Below are 16374 nucleotides of genomic sequence, written 5' to 3' on the forward strand. Positions count from 1 at the left end.
TGCGGATAAAAAAACTGCATAAACATAATAAACAGGTGATTTTGTCTCATGCGCAAACTGGACCGTACCGACATCGGCATTCTCAATGCCCTGCAGGAGAATGCCCGCATCACCAACGCCGACCTGGCCCGCTCGGTCAACCTGTCGCCCACGCCGTGTTTCAACCGGGTCAAAGCGATGGAAGAGTTGGGGTTGATTCGTGAGCAGGTCACGCTGCTCGACGCCGACCTGCTGGGGCTGCACGTCAATGTGTTTATCCACGTCAGCCTGGAAAAGCAGAATGAACTGGCGTTGCAGCAGTTCGAAGGCGCGATCTCGGACCGCCCCGAAGTGATGGAGTGCTACCTGATGGCCGGCGACCCGGACTATCTGATCCGGGTGCTGGTGCCGACGATTCAGTCGCTGGAGCGCTTCATGATGGATTTTTTGACCAAAGTGCCGGGGGTGGCGAATATCCGGTCGAGTTTTGCGTTGAAGCAGGTGCGCTACAAAACCGCGCTGCCCTTGCCCGCCAATGGCATCAGCCTGGGCGGGTAGGGCTATGACGCGCTAGTGGCGTCGGCTGTTTCGTTCGCCGTCCATTTTTCGTAGCAATAGGATTTCTGGTCGGCATAACCCGATGCTGTTTCGCCTGGGGTGCTGATTTCACGCTCCAACAACCAGTGGCATTGGAGCTCGGCCCGGGTAATGCCCACATAGGCAAGACGCAAGGCCTCGTCGGACTGGGCTCTGTCATAGGCCATGGACTTGCCGTCCCCCAGGCCCGCCAGGTTGTACAGCTGATTGCGCTTGGATTTGGTCGGCTTGTAAAAGGTATCGCCGATGACGAATACGGTTTGCGCCTGCAGCCCCTTGGACTTGTGAAACGTCATCAACTTGACGTTTCGATCGTGTTTTCTGGCATCACGCAATAACCCACCCAGGGCCCGCCGGTAAGCGGTCACCACCGTGCCAACCCGGAATACCATCAGAATGCTGTGCCCGTCTTCGTAGGCCTTCTGGACAAGTTCCAGAATCGTTTCGTCGGGCTGACTGATCTTGGTCTTGGCCTTCACGTAATGCAGGTAGACCGGCGACACGCGGTCAATCACCTTGGCATTCGCGGCGACACCGTGCTTGGCTTTGTCATTGGACGTTGAGCGCACCACCTGTTCTGCCGCATCAATGATTGCCTGATGGGAGCGGTAGTTGTTCTGCATGTACAGCGTTTGTCGTGTGTGGCTGAGAAAGTGCTGGTGAAAGTCCATCAGGTACTGGGGCGAGCTGCCACGCCAGCCGTAAATGCTCTGCCAATCGTCACCGACCGCCATCAGCGAATTGCCGATACCGGCCTGGCCCTGGTTGCGGCGCCGAATCTCCTTACAGCACTGGCGAATCCAGGAAATGTTCAACCCGGAGACATCCTGGAACTCGTCGATCATCAGGTGACGCATACCGTCCAGCTCGGCGGTGGGGATTTGTTTGATGGCCTCGGGGTTGCGTTCACCAAAGAGGGCGAATGCTTGATTGAACGTGATCAGCGGCTTGGGGGACATGCCTTGAAGGTGCGTATGGAAGGCTCGCCAAAAACCCTTGAGTGCCAGGTAGAACGATTCACGTGCGTCGCCTGGAACGAAGGTCATCTTGCCGATCGCATTGTCGACATCCAGCCCCAGGTTTTCGATGTAATTGCCTTCCGAGAAAAATACCTGGATCAGGTTGGTTTCCTTCAGCGTGGTACCAGGCAAGTCGTATTCGAATTGCGGGGCGCTGATGACCATGTGCTCGGCGTTGTCCATCAGTGTCTTCGCTGCTGTCACATGATTGAGCAGTACGAAGTTTTTCTTGTAACAGTCACTGATGATTGCCTGCCTGGCCCAGCTCTCACGCTTGAGGTTGACGCGGGCGCCTTCGCGAAAGGGGATATCGTCCTGGGTTACACCGGTATCCGGCCAGCCGAGAATCAGTGCTGCGTCATATTCCTCCAGATAGCCGTTGACGATGTAGGGCTGGCCTTCCAGGGTAATGATCTGGCGCTCGCCCAAGCCTGCAATCGGCCACAGTCCGAGATCCGTCCAGGCCTTTTCGATGGCGTCACACACGGCCAGGTCCCGCTCGGAAGTGGCCTTGAGCGTGTGGGCGCGGTTTTTGCGCATTTTGTCCGTCATCGGCATCGGCGGTGCAAACGCTACCGATTTATACAGGGCCAGGATGTGCTTTTTGAACTCGGCGTCGTGCTTGTAAAGGTCATTGAACACCTTGTAGAGCACGGCCAACTGTTCGGTGTTGAGGGTGGACGAAAACGGGTTGTCGAGCTCCTCGTCATCGTCTTTCATGTCGGGGCCTAAAAAGTCAAAATAACCAAGGGGGCCGCCGGTAAAGGCCTTCATGAAACCGAATACTTTGCTGTGGAACGTGCGCACCAGGCTTTTGATTTGGTCTTCGCTGAGCGGGATGCCCCAATGTCCAAAAATCTTGACGATTTTTTTCATCAGGTCTTTTTTCGATTCAGTCGTGAACGTGGTGACTTGAAGATGATTGAGGGGGATACCCAGATGAACGTGTTTGAGCACGACCCGCAACGCCAGCGTCGTCGACTTGCCGGAACCAGCGCCGGCAATTACCGAAGTACAGGTGTTTTCGGCGAAGATCATTGCCCATTGTTCCGCGCTCGGTTGCTCGTGTTCGGGTAAATACATGGCCACTTCGGCGCGCATTTTTTGCTTGATGGCCTCGGTGACCGGCAGTAGTTCGTCATCGAACAGGCAGTGATCTTCGCCCGGCAAGGGGGCGACGCTGCGCAGGTCGTTGAACTCAAGCACGGCGCGCCCCGCCGCGTAGCCATCGTCATAACCGCTGAGCTTTCCTTCTTCGATACCGCGCTTTCTACCTTGCTTGATTCCCACGGACTTCCCCTTGAGAAACGAAGGGGCATTGATCGCGCCCAGCGCATCGAGTGACAGGGACAAGAGAGAGGCCAGCAGGCGTGGGATTACAGAAAGGTGTTGATTCAGGCTGGACGCGGACTCTTCGCCGGGTTCAGGGGAGGGCGGTTGGTTGCTCATAGTGTCCTTGCCAAAAAAATCCTGACGTCGAAGAGCGTCTTCGACGAAAACCGGGTAGTAACAGGCCGCAAAAGCGCACAGGGCCTGGGTGGAAAATATCTATTTCCGAATACTACACGGTGCTGGCTTTTTGGCTAAGCCGCGATTGGCCGCCACTGTTTCGGCGCCCGTATCGATGCAGGCTCGACAAGGGCAGGGTCTTACAGTTGATTGAGCGGGATTTTCAAATACACCACGCCGTTGTTTTCCGCCGGCGGCATATTCCCCGCCCGCACATTCACCTGGATCGCCGGCAGCAGTAACGTCGGCATGCCCAACCCGGCATCGCGCTGGGTGCGCATTGCCACAAACGCCGCCTCATCCACCCCGTCATGCACATGGATATTTCCCGCGCGCTGCTCGGCCACGGTGGTCAGGCACTTGGCCTCGCGTCCTTCAGGCGGGTAGTCATGGCATACGTACAGTTGGGTGTGCGGCGGGAAGGCCAGCAACTTGCGCATCGACGCATACAACTGCCGCGCATCGCCGCCGGGGAAGTCGCAGCGGGCGGTGCCCACATCGGGCATGAACAGCGTGTCGCCTACCAGGATCAATTGATCCTCGATCAGGTAAGCCATATCCGCCGGGGTGTGGCCGGGCACGTGCAGGGCCTGGGCCTTCAAGCCGCCAATATGGAAAACCTCATCCGGCGCAAACAGGTGATCGAACTGCGAGCCGTCGACGCGAAATTCCGGTTCCAGGTTGAACAGATTCTTGAACACGTCCTGCACCTTGCTGATCGACTGGCCGATGGCGATCTTGCCGCCCAGCGTGCGGCGCAGGTACGGCGCAGCCGACAGGTGGTCGGCGTGGGCGTGGGTTTCCAGCAGCCACTGCACTTGCAGGCGGTGTTCGCCCACGAAGGCGATGACTTTGTCGGCCTGGCGTGTGTCCGTGCGCCCGGAGGCCGGGTCGTAGTTGAGCACCGAGTCGACGATGGCACAGGGGCCGCCGTCCGCTGCATAGACGACGTAGGTGTAGGTCGACGACGCCTCGTCCAGAAAGGATTGAATCAACGCTGACATGGCGACGGTCCTTGAGGGTGGATTGCGGCTTACATTCAAGATGTTTTCCACATAGGCTTGCGAGCTTAAGGGAAAAAAACGGTCAGAGGCAAAGCTTCGACCCATCATTGGGCGTGACGCCATACGGCAACGACCCTTGTGTGCATTGACAAAAAAAAGGCAACAGACCATGACCGAACAACACTGGGGCCCAACCATCAGTGGCGATATCGTTGTCATCGGCGGCGGCTCGGCAGGCATTGGCCTGCTGGCCAGCCTGCTCAAGCGCGACCCCGACCTGAACATCACCCTTATCGAACCCAGCGACCACCATTGCTACCAGCCGGCCTGGACCCTGGTGGGCGGCGGCGCCTATGACCTGGAGAAGACCCGTCGCCCGCTGGCCGACGTGCTGCCCAATGGCGTCACCTGGATACAGGCCGCGGTCAGCGAAGTCCTGCCGGACGAGCAGACGTTGGTGCTCGACAGCGGCCAGCGTGTGAGTTGGCAGACTCTCATCGTCTGTCCCGGCCTGCGCCTGGCCTGGGAGAGCATCGAGGGCCTGCAGGACACCCTCGGCCAGCACGGTGTCACGTCCAACTACAGCTACGAACACGCCGCCTATACCTGGCAGTTGGTGCAGCAACTCAAGGGCGGCAAGGCGATCTTCACCCAGCCGGCCATGCCGATCAAATGCGCCGGCGCGCCGCAGAAGGCCATGTACTTGTCGTGCGATCACTGGCTCAGGCAGGGCCATCTCAAGCACATCGAGGTGGAATTCAACCTGGCCGGCGCGGCGTTGTTCGGGGTGGCAACTTTTGTACCGCCGTTGATGAAATACGTAGAGAAATACAACGCCCGCCTGGCGTTCAATTCCAATCTGGTGAAGGTCGATGGCCCGGCGCGCAAGGCCTGGTTTGCCGTGAAGGACACTGAGGGCAATACGACGGTTGAAGAGAAATCCTTTGACCTGCTGCACGTCGTGCCGCCGCAAGTCGCGCCGGACTTCATCCGCCAAAGCCCGCTGGCCGATGCCGCCGGCTGGTGTGAAGTGCACCCCAACACTCTGCAACACCTGCACTACCCGCACATCTTCGGCCTGGGCGATGTATGCGGCACCCCCAACGCCAAGACCGCCGCCGCCGTGCGCAAGCAGATCGTGGTGGTTGCCGAAAACCTGCTGGCCCTGCGCAAACAGGCGCCGATGCCGCTCAAGTACGATGGCTACGGCTCGTGCCCGCTGACGGTGGAGAAGGGCAAGGTGGTGCTCGCCGAGTTCGGCTACGGCGGCACGTTGCTGCCGACCTTCGGCCTCGACCCGACCACGGCGCGTCGGTCGATGTGGTTCCTCAAGGCCACGCTGCTGCCGTGGTTCTACTGGAACGGCATGCTCAAGGGCCGTGAATGGCTGACCCGTCTGAGCAAGGTGGACTGAATGCTGCTGGCCAGTGTGTTGGGTGTGTTGATGGGCCTGGTCATGGGCCTGACCGGCGCGGGTGGTGGCATCCTCGGGGTGCCGGCGCTGGTGCTGGGCTTGGGTTTGACCATGACTCAGGCCGCGCCGGTGTCGTTGCTTGCGGTGGGCGCGGCGGCGGCAGTCGGTGCGATTGATGGTTTGCGCCACGGCCTGGTGCGTTACCGCGCCGCGCTGCTGATCGCCTTGCTCGGCGCGCTGTTTTCGCCCTTGGGGGTGTTTCTCGCGCACCAGATGACGGAGCCGGTGCTGATGGCGCTGTTCAGTGGGTTGATGGTGCTGGTGGCCTGGCGCATGTTGCAGCGTGAAAAGGTCGAGGCCGGGCCGAGTGACCATGGCGCCGCGTCCTGGGGCCAGAAGAACTGCATGCTCGATCAACAGACCGGGCGCCTGGCCTGGACCGCCAAATGCAGCGCCACCCTGGCCGTGCTGGGTGCCGTGACCGGTGCGGTGTCCGGTTTGCTCGGCGTGGGCGGCGGCTTTCTGATCGTGCCGGCGTTCAAGCAACTCACCGACGTGCAGATGCGCGGCATTGTCGCCACGTCGTTGATGGTCATCAGCCTGATCTCGCTGATCGGCGTGGCCGGCGCGCTCCATGCCGGTGTGCATATCGAACCGCTTGGCTGGGTATTTATCGGCGCCAGCATCGTCGGCATGCTGGTAGGCCGGCGCCTGTGTGCCGTGATACCGGCGCGCACGTTGCAGGTGGGGTTTGCCAGCCTGTGTGTGGTGGTTGCAGCGGGAATGCTTTTCAACGCTTTACGCTGAACTTGAAATGCAATCCCACATTCAGATCTCCACATAGCAGATAGGTTTACCCCGCTTTTGATCTGCTTTTGATCTGGCTCTTACATCCTTGACCACCACCGAAGCCCCCAACCACCCCCCCAACATGGCAAGATGAACCCCACTCAGGTTTACTACTCTGAGTACTGGTTTCACCCACCGACCCCGTCGGCCCATCTAGGTCATCGAATGGACAAATACACCCCCCACACCTGGGAACCCCACGAGCGCCCGAGCCTGCCCGGTTCGCCGTCGACGCCGTGGCACCCCACGCACAAGCGCTGGCTGTATGCGCTGGTCGGTGTGCTGGTCGCCATCACCGGTGGCCTGGGTAACGCCCTGGTCATCGCCAACCTGCAATACCTGCAAGGCGCGCTCGGTGCGACCACGGCGGAAATGGCCTGGCTGCCCGCCGCCTATGTGATGACCAACGTATGCATGAACCTGCTGCTGGTGAAGTTCCGCCAGCAGTTCGGCCTGCGGGTGTTCACCGAAGTGTTCCTGGTGTTGTACGCGCTGGTGACCTTTGGCCATTTGTTCGTCAATGACCTCAGCTCGGCCATCGCGGTACGCGCAGCCCACGGGATGGTGGGCGCGGCGCTGAGTTCGTTGGGGTTGTACTACATGATCCAGGCGTTTCCGGCCAAGTGGCGGCTCAAAGCCCTGGTGCTGGGCCTGGGTACGGCGCAGTTGGCGTTGCCGCTGGCGCGGTTGTTCTCCGAAGACTTGCTGCAAATCGCCGAATGGCGCGGCTTGTACCTGTTTGAATTGGGCATGGCGCTGATCTGCCTGGGCTGTGTATTCCTGCTCAAGTTGCCGCCCGGCGACCGTTTCAAAACTTTCGAAAAACTCGACTTCCTGACCTTTGGCATCCTCGCCACCGGCGTGGCCTTGCTCTGTGCGGTGCTGTCGCTGGGGCGTATCGACTGGTGGCTGGAAGCGCCGTGGATCGGCGTCGCCTCGGCCTGTTCCCTGGTGTTGATCATGGCCGGCCTGGCCATCGAGCATAACCGCGCCAACCCGATGCTGATGACCCGCTGGCTGGGCAGCGGCACCATGATCCGGCTGGCCTTGGCGGTGATCCTGATTCGCATGGTGCTGTCCGAGCAATCCACCGGCGCGGTGGGCTTTATGCAGATGCTCAATATGAGTTACCAGCAGATGCATACCCTGTATGTGGTGATGCTGGCCGGCGCGATCAGCGGGCTGGTGGTCAGCGCGTTGACCATCAACCCGGCGCACCTGCTGATGCCGCTGGTGATTTCCCTGGCGCTGATGGCCGTGGGCTCGGTGATGGACAGTTTCTCCAGCAACCTGACCCGGCCCCAGAACCTGTATGTCAGCCAGTTCCTGCTGGGCTTTGGCGGCACGTTTTTCCTGGGGCCGACCATGGTGCTGGGCACCAAGAACGTACTGACCAACCCACGCAACCTGGTGAGTTTTTCGGTGATGTTCGGTATTTGCCAGAACCTCGGCGGCCTGATTGGCGCGGCGCTGCTGGGCACGTTCCAGATCGTGCGCGAGAAGTTCCACTCCAGCATGATTGTCGAACACCTGACCTTGCTTGACCCGCGTGTGGCCGCGCGGGTGCAGAGCGGTGGTTCGGCCTACGGCGGCGTTGTGGCCGACCCGGAACTGCGCAACCTCATGGGCATTCGCAGCCTGGCCACGGCGGCGACGCGCGAAGCGAATGTCATGGCCTACAACGATGTCTTCATGCTGATCGCGATCATCGCGATCCTGACCATGCTCTGGATCTTTATCCGCAGTCTGTGGCTGATGAGTACTACTCAAGCAGCCCCTCCCGTTCAACCCAGCGGCGCACCTTCATGACCGAACCATCAACGACCACCACCACCGCCATCGCCTCCACCCCGGAAGGCAGCACGCCGCCCGGCGCCGTACCCACCGAGCTGCGGCCACTGCGGGTGCGCATCCTGTCGTCCCTGGGGTTTGCCGCGATTGCCATCGTCGGCGTGTTGATCGTGCTCTACGCCTGGCAATTGCCGCCGTTCAGCAGCGCGGTGGAAACCACTGAAAACGCCCTGGTACGCGGCCAGGTGACGATCATCGGCCCGCAACTCAGCGGCTATGTGTTCGAAGTGCCGGTGCAGGACTTCCAGTACGTCAAGGCTGGCGACCTGTTGGTGCGCCTGGATGATCGTATCTACAAACAGCGCCTGGACCAGGCCCTGGCGCAACTGGCGGTGCAGAAAGCCGCGCTGGCCAATGTGGTGCAGCAGCGCAACAGTGCCGAAGCGACCATCAAGTTGCGCCAGGCTGCGCTGGTGGATAGCCAGGCCCAGGCGCGTAAAAGCACGGCGGATCTGCGACGCAACGAGGAGCTGATCAGCGACGGTTCGGTGTCCCGGCGCGAGCTGGACGTGACCCGTGCGGCCAATGCACAGACGGTTGCCGCCGTAGCCCAAGCCCAGGCCAGCCTGGAAATCGCGCGCCAGGATTTGCAGACGGTGATCGTCAATCGCGGTTCTTTGGAGGCGGCGGTGGCGAGTGCCGATGCGGCGGTCGAGTTGGCGCGCATCGACCTCTCCAACACGCGCATTACGGCGCCCCGCGACGGCCAGTTGGGCCAGATTGGCGTACGTCTGGGGGCCTACGTCAACTCCGGCGCGCAACTGATGGCCCTGGTGCCGAAACAGCTGTGGGTAATCGCCAATATGAAAGAAACCCAGATGGACAACGTGCAGGTCGGCCAACCGGTGACCTTCACCGTGGATGCGCTGAACCACCGCAGGTTTCACGGCACGGTGCAGCATATTTCCCCGGCGACAGGGTCGGAGTTCAGCCTGTTGCAGGCGGACAACGCGACGGGCAACTTTGTGAAGATTGCCCAGCGCGTGCCGGTGAGGATTACCGTGGACCCGGATCAGGCCGAGAGTGAGCGGCTGCGGCCTGGGTTGTCGGTGGTGGTGAGTATTGATACGGCTGGGCGTCTGAAAAACTCTCCACCGTGACATCACTGACACAACACCAATCAAAACTGTGGGAGGGGGCTGTCAGGCCGCCATCGGGGGCAAGCCCCCTCCCACATTTTGAATGTATTTCAGGTTGAAATTGAGTTGGACCGACTGATTGTGTTCCAGCAGTTTCAGGCCCGGTCGCCCCGGCAGGTGATGAGCATTCACCGGGTGACTCACCGGTTCAATGCAAAAGAACCCCAACCCCGGCGGGCAATACAGCAGGAAGTAATCGGCGCCGGTGGCCTGGCATTCCAGCGTATAGCCCAGCTCTGGCTGTTCAATTCGGCAGTGCCCGTCCCACTGGCAAAAGCCGTTGTCCACGAGGCTTTCAGGCAACTCGTTCAATACCCGAAAATCCCACTCGGGCGGCACTGCCGCCAAGCCTGTCGGCAACTTTGTGCCGTCACTCAACCACACCTGCGCCGCCGTAGCCTGTAACCGTGTGTCAGGCCGGCGCGGGAAGTAGGGATGCAGCCCAAGCCCATGCCACGCCGCTTTTTCGGCCAGATGGGTCACGCGCAATGCGATGCTCAGTTCGCCGTTGCTCAACCGGATCCGCTGCTCGGCGCGGTAGGCGAACGGCGTTTCACACCGCAGCTCCAACACCACTTCCTGCGCCGTTTGACTGACGACGTGCCACGGCTGCTGCCAGGCCGAGCCGTGAATCGGAAAGGGATCTTTGGGGCTGTTGGGCGCCAGGGCCAGCCAGCCGTCGGGGGTCTCGAACCCTCCATTGGCAATGCGGTTGGACCAAGGCACCAACGGGTAACACCCCAGCTTGCCAGGCAGCTCGCTGTGCGGGTCGTTAGGCCGCAACAACGGTTGCCCGCTGGCGCGCACGGTCCAGTTGACGAGGCTGCCGCCCACGGCCGGGTCAAGGCTGAGGTGGGTCAGGTCATCTTCAAGCTCAATCATTACAGCACCACGCTCGGCAGCCACAGCGACAACGCCGGGATGTAAGTAACGGCGATCAGCACCAGGAACAGCACCGCATAGAACGGCAGCAGCGCCTTCACGGTTTTCTCGATCGTGGTCTTGCCCACTGCCGCGCCGACAAACAGCACCGCGCCCACCGGCGGGGTGATCAGGCCGATGCCCAGGTTCACCAGCATGATCATGCCGAAGTGCACAGGGTCGACGCCGATATTGAGCACCACCGGCAGCAGGATCGGCGTGAGGATCAGGATCAGTGGCGCCATGTCCATCACCGTGCCGAGCAACAGCAGCATGGCGTTGATGCACATCAGGATCACATAGCGGTTGTCCGACAGGGTCAGGAACAGCGTGGTGATTTTCGCCGGGATCTGCATCAGGGTCATGATGTAGCCGAAGCTGGCGGCGAAGGCGATCAGGATCATCACGATGGAAATCGTGCGCACCGTGCGGTGCATCAGCTTGGGCAGTTCATTCCACTTGTAGTCGCGGTAGATGAACATGGTCACGAAGAATGCCCACAGCACCGCAATCGCGGCGGACTCGGTGGCCGTGAAGATGCCCGACAGGATGCCGCCGAGGATGATCACCATGGCCATCATGCCCCAGAGCGCTTCGCCGGCGATCTTCAGCGCTTGCTTCAACGGGATGACTTCGCCTTTGGGGTAGTTGCGTTTCTTCGCGAAAATCAGGCACAGCACCATCAGGCACGCGCTCATCAGCAGCCCCGGCACCACGCCGGCCATGAACAGCGAGGCGATGGACACGGTGCCGCCTGCCGCCAGGGAGTAGAGCACCGAGTTGTGGCTGGGCGGGGTGAGCAAGGCCTGCACCGAGCCGCTGACGGTCACCGCCGTGGCAAATTCCCGTGGGTAGCCACGGCGTTCCATTTCCGGAATCAGCACCGAGCCCACCGAGGCGGTGTCCGCCACCGACGAACCGGAGATCGCGCCGAAAAATGTTGAGGCCATGATGTTGACCAAGGACAGGCCGCCGCGCACAAAGCCCACCAGCACCCCGGCAAACGCCACCAGCCGGCGCGACATGCCGCCCCCCGCCATGATCGCCCCCGCCAGCACGAAGAACGGAATGGCCATCAGCGAAAATTTGTTCACGCCGCCGGCCACCTGAATCATCAGGGCCTGGAACGGGATGTCGATCCACCACGCGCCGATCAGCGCCGACAAGCCCAGGGCGTAGGCCACCGGCATACCGATCAGGATCAAGGCGATAAAGCTGCCCAGCAGAATCAATGCGTCCATATCAGGCAGCCCCTTCGCTTTCTTCAACCAGGTCAAAACGCACCACGCGCCGGTTGCTCTGGTCACCGAGCAGGAGTTTTTCCAGCACAAAAACCAGGGTCAGCACGCCACCGATGGGGATCGGCATATAGGTGATGCCCACGCGCAGGGTGGGGATGGCGCTCATGAACTGGTTCCAGGTGGACAGGCACAGCTTGGTGCCCCAAATGGTCATGAACAGGCAGATGGTCGCCATCAGCAGTTGCGAAAAAATGCCGACGATTCGGCGTTGGGTGGGCGGCAGGCGGTCAGTGACCATCGCCACCGACATGTGCGCACCGGCACGGTAACTGGCGGCCGCGCCGATAAAAGTGAACACCAGCATCAACAGGATGGCGGTGGGCTCCGGCCAGCTTGAGCCGGTGCCAAGGATGTAGCGGGCGAAGATGCCCCAAGGGATGATCAGTGCGACCCCGAGGACCGCGAGGCCGGCGACCCAGATGCAGGTCATGTAGATGCGGTCGTTGATGCGCAGCAGCAGATTCTTCATGGCGTTCACCGTAACCGGGCGCGTCGATGCCGACCGCGCCAGGCCTTGTCAGGGAGGAGGGCGTTACTGAACGGCGTCGATACGCTTGATGATGTCGGCGTACGACGCGCCGTACTTGGCACGTACCTCTGCGGTGGCGTCATAGAAGGGCTTTTTGTCGACGGTGATGAACTCGACACCGGCCTTCTTGAGTTTTTCCTCACTGCTGGCGGACTTGGCGTCCCACAGCACGCGCTCATCGGCCTGGGCGGCCTTGGCGGCTTTTTTCACCATGTCCTGCTGGGCGGGGGTGAGTTTGTTCCAGGTGATTTTCGACATCACGATGGGCTCGGGCAGGATCAGGTGTTCGGTGAGAGTGTAGTACTTGGCGTTCTGGAAGTGGTTGTGCTCAAGCATGGTCGGCGGGTTGTTCTCCGCGCCGTCGATGACCCCGGTCTGCAAGGCGCTGAAGATCTCGCCGGTGTCCATGGCAATGCCGTTGGCGCCCATCGCGTTGAACGCGTCGATGAACAATGGGTTGCCCTGCACGCGGATTTTCATGCCCTTGAGGTCTTCGATCTTGCGCACGGGTTTCTTGGTGTAGAGGTTGCGCGTGCCGCCGTCCATCCAAGCCAGGGCCACCAGGCCGAACTCGGAGTCGGTGATCTTCGCGAGGATCTCATCGCCGATCTCGCCGTCGATGACCTTGCGCATATGCGCCTGGTCACGGAACACGAACGGCAGGTTGAACACGTTCACGTCCGGCACCACCGGCCCGACGATGCCGAGGCTGACGCGGGTCATCTGCACGGCGCCGACCTGGGCCTGTTCGACCACTTCTTTCTCGGAGCCCAGCACGCCGCCGGGGAAATATTTGAAGGTCAGTTCGCCGTTGCTTTCCTTGGTCAGGGCCTTGCCCATGTTCTCTTCGGCGACCACGGTGGGGTAGCCGGCGGGGTGGATGTCGGCGAATTTGATTTCCAGCGCGTGGGCGGCGCTGCTGAGGGTGAACACTGCGGCGGCGAGCAAGGTGCGTTTGAAGTCCATGGGGGTCACTCCTGTCTTGTTATTTTATTGTTGTATTCAAGGCACAGCGATGCAGCTAGAGGGTGAAGCTGGGCTCCGGCAAACCGGTGACGCCGGGGTTGAGGGCGAACACACCGCCGGCCACCGACTGTTCACTTTGATCATCACGGATCGAGGTGACGAACAACGTGTCCAGGCGACTGCCGCCGAAGGCGCACATGGTGGGTTTTTTCACCGGAACGCTCAGGGAGCGATCCAGGCGACCGTCCGGGGTGAAGCGGTGGATCAAGCCGGCGTCGTTGGCGCAGATCCAGTAGCAGCCATCTGCATCCACCGCTGCGCCGTCCGGGCGGCCGAGGTGGTTGTGCATGTCCACAAACACGCGGCGATTGGACGGCGTGCCGGTGTCGATGTCGTAGTCGAAGGCCCAGATCTGTTGCACCAGCGGGTGCGAGTCCGAGGCGTACATCGTGCGGCCATCGGGGCTGAAGGCCAGGCCGTTGAGGGTGATAAACCCATCCAATTGAGCATGAGGCGCTGAGCCTGACGCGTAGCGGTAGAGGATGCCCTCGGCCGCATTCAGGCCCATGTTCAACACCATGCTGCCGGCCCAGAAGCGGCCCTGGCGGTCACAGCGGCCGTCGTTGAGGCGCATGTCCGGGCGCGGGTGTTCGACACTGGCCAGAGGCATGGTGTCGAGGCTGCCGTCATTGTGTGCGGTAAGTTGGAAAAAGCCGGTTTCCATGCCCGCGACCCAATTGCCCGCCGTGGTGCGGGCGATACAGGCGAGCATCTGCGGGGCTTTCCACGCCGCGACATGGCCGCTGCTGGCGCTCCAGCGCTGCAGGCCGCCGTTGGGAATGTCCACCCAGTACAGCGCGTTTTCTTCAGGCACCCACACCGGGCATTCGCCCACGGCATTGCGGGCGTCGACGATCAAATCAGCAGTCATGGCAACTCATTCCCTTGGGTTGATGTGAACTCAGTCACCGAACGGCCCGGCCGCGCAGAACGCGCCGCCCTGATAGACCTTGGCCGGGTCATCGGCGGCCACGGGCGGCTGGGCTTCGACCTGGGCGCGAAACACTTCGGACGTGTCCTTGGGCGCAAACCCCAGGTGCGCGGCGTGGCGGTTGTCCCACCAGGTGCCCTGGTTATCCGACATGCCGTAGACCACGGTGTGGCCGACGTTCGGCGTGTACAGCGCGCGTTCGAGCAGTTGGGTGAGGTCGTCGAAGCTCAGCCAGGTGTGCATCATCCGGCGGTTCTGCGGCTCCGGGAACGACGAGCCGATGCGGATGCTCACAGTCTCGATGCCATAGCGGTCGAAGTAGAAACTGGCCATGTCTTCGCCGTAGGATTTGGACAGGCCGTAGTAGCTGTCCGGGCGGCGTGGCGAGTGGGCGTCGATGGTTTCGGTCTGTTTGTAGAAGCCGATCACGTGGTTGGAGCTGGCAAAGATCACACGTTTGACGCCATGGCGACGGGCGGCTTCGTAGATATGAAAGGTGCCACTGATGTTGGCACCGAGGATCTCTTCAAAAGGACGCTCTACCGAGACACCGCCGAAGTGCAGGATGGCGTCGACGCCTTCCACCAAGTGATGCACGGCTTGTTTGTCGGCGAGGTCGCAGGGCTGGACTTCTTCCGAAGCATCGGCAGCCGGGGCCATGGCCGCGATATCGGACAGGCGCAGGACATGTGCGTAGGGGCGCAGGCGCTCGCGCAGGACTTTGCCAAGGCCGCCGGCGGCGCCGGTGAGGAGCAGGCGGTTGAAAGGAGCGTGGGTGGTCGTGGTCATGGGGATTCCAGATTTTTTGTTGTAGGTTGTCGTATGACTATGCCGAAGTATTGTTAGGGAGTCCCCAGGTTGTCAACGTTCTTGCGGACAGAGCGCGGAGTAAAATGTGGGAGAGGGCTTGCCCTCGATGAGGGCATGCCAGTGAGTGCATCTGTTAGTGACCCACCGCCATCAGGAGCAAACCCCCTCCCACCGGGGATTTCCTGGGGCTGGGAGGCTGAGTTCTACAACAGCGAGATTGGATAGCTGATAAAGATCCGGTTCTCATCAAACTCGTTGGTGCTGAAATCCCGACGCATGGTCGAGTTGCGCCACTTCACGTTGAGGTTCTTCAGCGCGCCGCTCTGCACGGTGTAGGCCAGCTCCGACTCGCGTCCCCACTCCTTGCCGTCGGTGATCGCGCCGGTGTGTACGTTGCTGCCGCTGATATAGCGGTTCATCAGGGTCAGCCCCGGCACGCCGAGCGCCACGAAGTTGAAGTCATGGCGCACCTGCCAGGATTTCTCCTTGGCGTTGTCATAGCTGGCGTTGTAACTGTCGTTGGCCAGGGTGCCGCCGCTGGTGCCGTTGACGCGCATCCACACGCTGTCGCCGGTGAGTTTTTGCAGGCCCACATAGAAGGTGTTGCCGCCGTATTTGGCCGAGAGCAGGGCGAAGGTGGTCTTGTTGTCGAGGTCGCCGGCCAGGGCGCTGCCGTCTTCCTTGCCGCTGAAAAAGCCGAGGTTGGCGCCCAGGGTCCAGTCGCCTACAGGCTGGCTGTGCGTGAGGTTGACGTAGCGTTGCTGGTAGATATCGCTCAGTTCGGCGTACCACAGGCCGACCTGGGTGCGCTTGTCATTGAAGCTGTATTCGCCGCCGCCGAAGTTGAAGCGGTCGGAGGTGAACGCCGCTTTGCCGTTCATGAACATGTCTTCCATGCTCGCGTCGTTGCGCGGGCTGTTGCCACGGAACTGGCCGCCGTAAAGGGTCAGGCCGGCGATCTCGTTGGACGTCACCTGGCCGCCGCGAAAGGTCTGGGGCAGGGAGCGCCCATCGTCGGAACGCAGGATCGGTAGCACCGGCATCCATTCGCCGACCTTCAATTCGGTCTTCGACAGCCGGGTTTTCAACGCCACACCCAGGCGCCCGAAATTATCCGCAGGGCGACCGTCATCATGGATCGGCAACAACTGCGTGCCACCGGTGCCTTTACCGCCGTCGAGCTTCTGGGAATACAGGCCCAACACATCAAGACCGAAGCCCACGGTGCCTTGGGTAAAGCCCGACTTGGCATCGAGAATGAAACTCTGCGTCCACTCTTCGGCCTTGCCCTGAGCGTTCGCCGGGTTGGTGAAGTTACGGTTGAAATAGGCGTTGCGCAGGTTGAGCGTGGCCTTGGCGTCGTCGACAAACCCTTCGGCCTGGACAGTGAGGGGGAGGGTGAAGGCCAGGCTGCCGAGTCCGATAAGACCGAGACGCGCAGACGAATTGCGGGCGAATTGACTCACAGTGATGCTCCCTTTCTGTTTGTTGTTTT

The 16374-nt window shown here is 61.1% G+C and carries 14 protein-coding genes; 5 read left to right on the top strand and 9 right to left on the bottom strand.

What is annotated here, in order from left to right:
• Window positions 1-48 precede the first annotated feature (48 nt).
• Window positions 49-537, top strand: a complete 489-nt coding sequence (gene bkdR / locus AOA60_RS25090; protein ID WP_099586612.1) for a Bkd operon transcriptional regulator BkdR — start codon at window positions 49-51, stop codon at window positions 535-537.
• 2 nt (window positions 538-539) lie between these two features.
• Here the strand turns inward: bkdR and AOA60_RS25095 are convergent, their stop codons facing one another.
• Window positions 540-3044: a UvrD-helicase domain-containing protein gene (locus tag AOA60_RS25095; RefSeq protein ID WP_099586613.1), complete on the bottom strand. Its 2505-nt coding sequence runs from the start codon at window positions 3042-3044 to the stop codon at window positions 540-542.
• 200 nt (window positions 3045-3244) lie between these two features.
• Window positions 3245-4108: an MBL fold metallo-hydrolase gene (locus AOA60_RS25100; protein WP_099586614.1), complete on the bottom strand. Its 864-nt coding sequence runs from the start codon at window positions 4106-4108 to the stop codon at window positions 3245-3247.
• 169 nt (window positions 4109-4277) lie between these two features.
• Between AOA60_RS25100 and AOA60_RS25105 the strand changes: the two genes are divergently transcribed.
• The 4 genes from AOA60_RS25105 to AOA60_RS25120 all read left to right on the top strand — a co-directional run bounded on the left by AOA60_RS25105 (window position 4278) and on the right by AOA60_RS25120 (window position 9322).
• The gene (locus AOA60_RS25105) at window positions 4278-5522 is read left to right on the top strand and encodes an FAD/NAD(P)-binding oxidoreductase (RefSeq protein WP_099586615.1); all 1245 of its coding nucleotides are present in this window, start codon (window positions 4278-4280) and stop codon (window positions 5520-5522) included.
• A complete protein-coding gene (locus AOA60_RS25110; RefSeq protein ID WP_099586616.1) occupies window positions 5523-6329 on the top strand; it encodes a sulfite exporter TauE/SafE family protein in 807 nt (268 codons plus the stop codon).
• Between the two features lie 207 nt (window positions 6330-6536).
• The gene (locus tag AOA60_RS25115; protein WP_099586617.1) at window positions 6537-8180 is read left to right on the top strand and encodes an MFS transporter; all 1644 of its coding nucleotides are present in this window, start codon (window positions 6537-6539) and stop codon (window positions 8178-8180) included.
• Entirely contained in the window at window positions 8177-9322 is a 1146-nt protein-coding gene (locus AOA60_RS25120) for an HlyD family secretion protein (protein ID WP_099586618.1), read from the top strand. The genes AOA60_RS25115 and AOA60_RS25120 overlap by 4 nt, the downstream gene beginning before the upstream one ends.
• 42 nt (window positions 9323-9364) lie before the next feature.
• On the opposite strand, the gene AOA60_RS25125 is transcribed toward AOA60_RS25120, so the two are convergent.
• The 7 genes from AOA60_RS25125 to AOA60_RS25155 form a co-directional block, all read right to left on the bottom strand.
• The gene (locus AOA60_RS25125) at window positions 9365-10243 is read right to left on the bottom strand and encodes an aldose 1-epimerase (RefSeq protein ID WP_099586619.1); all 879 of its coding nucleotides are present in this window, start codon (window positions 10241-10243) and stop codon (window positions 9365-9367) included.
• The gene (locus tag AOA60_RS25130) at window positions 10243-11523 is read right to left on the bottom strand and encodes a TRAP transporter large permease (RefSeq protein ID WP_099586620.1); all 1281 of its coding nucleotides are present in this window, start codon (window positions 11521-11523) and stop codon (window positions 10243-10245) included. The genes AOA60_RS25125 and AOA60_RS25130 overlap by 1 nt, the downstream gene beginning before the upstream one ends.
• A gap of 1 nt (window position 11524) precedes the next feature.
• Window positions 11525-12052 (bottom strand): TRAP transporter small permease, encoded by a 528-nt coding sequence (locus tag AOA60_RS25135; RefSeq protein ID WP_099586621.1) that lies wholly within the window; start codon window positions 12050-12052, stop codon window positions 11525-11527.
• A gap of 63 nt (window positions 12053-12115) precedes the next feature.
• Window positions 12116-13078, bottom strand: a complete 963-nt coding sequence (locus AOA60_RS25140) for a TRAP transporter substrate-binding protein (RefSeq protein ID WP_099586622.1) — start codon at window positions 13076-13078, stop codon at window positions 12116-12118.
• Between the two features lie 55 nt (window positions 13079-13133).
• A complete protein-coding gene (locus AOA60_RS25145) occupies window positions 13134-14009 on the bottom strand; it encodes an SMP-30/gluconolactonase/LRE family protein (protein ID WP_099586623.1) in 876 nt (291 codons plus the stop codon).
• Between the two features lie 30 nt (window positions 14010-14039).
• Window positions 14040-14858, bottom strand: a complete 819-nt coding sequence (locus tag AOA60_RS25150; protein ID WP_099586624.1) for an NAD(P)-dependent oxidoreductase — start codon at window positions 14856-14858, stop codon at window positions 14040-14042.
• A gap of 224 nt (window positions 14859-15082) precedes the next feature.
• Entirely contained in the window at window positions 15083-16345 is a 1263-nt protein-coding gene (locus tag AOA60_RS25155; RefSeq protein WP_099586625.1) for an OprD family porin, read from the bottom strand.
• Window positions 16346-16374 lie beyond the last annotated feature (29 nt).

Origin of the sequence: Pseudomonas sp. 2822-17, from assembly GCF_002742485.1 — a bacterium.
Taxonomy (GTDB): Bacteria; Pseudomonadota; Gammaproteobacteria; order Pseudomonadales; family Pseudomonadaceae; genus Aquipseudomonas; species Aquipseudomonas cyclaminis.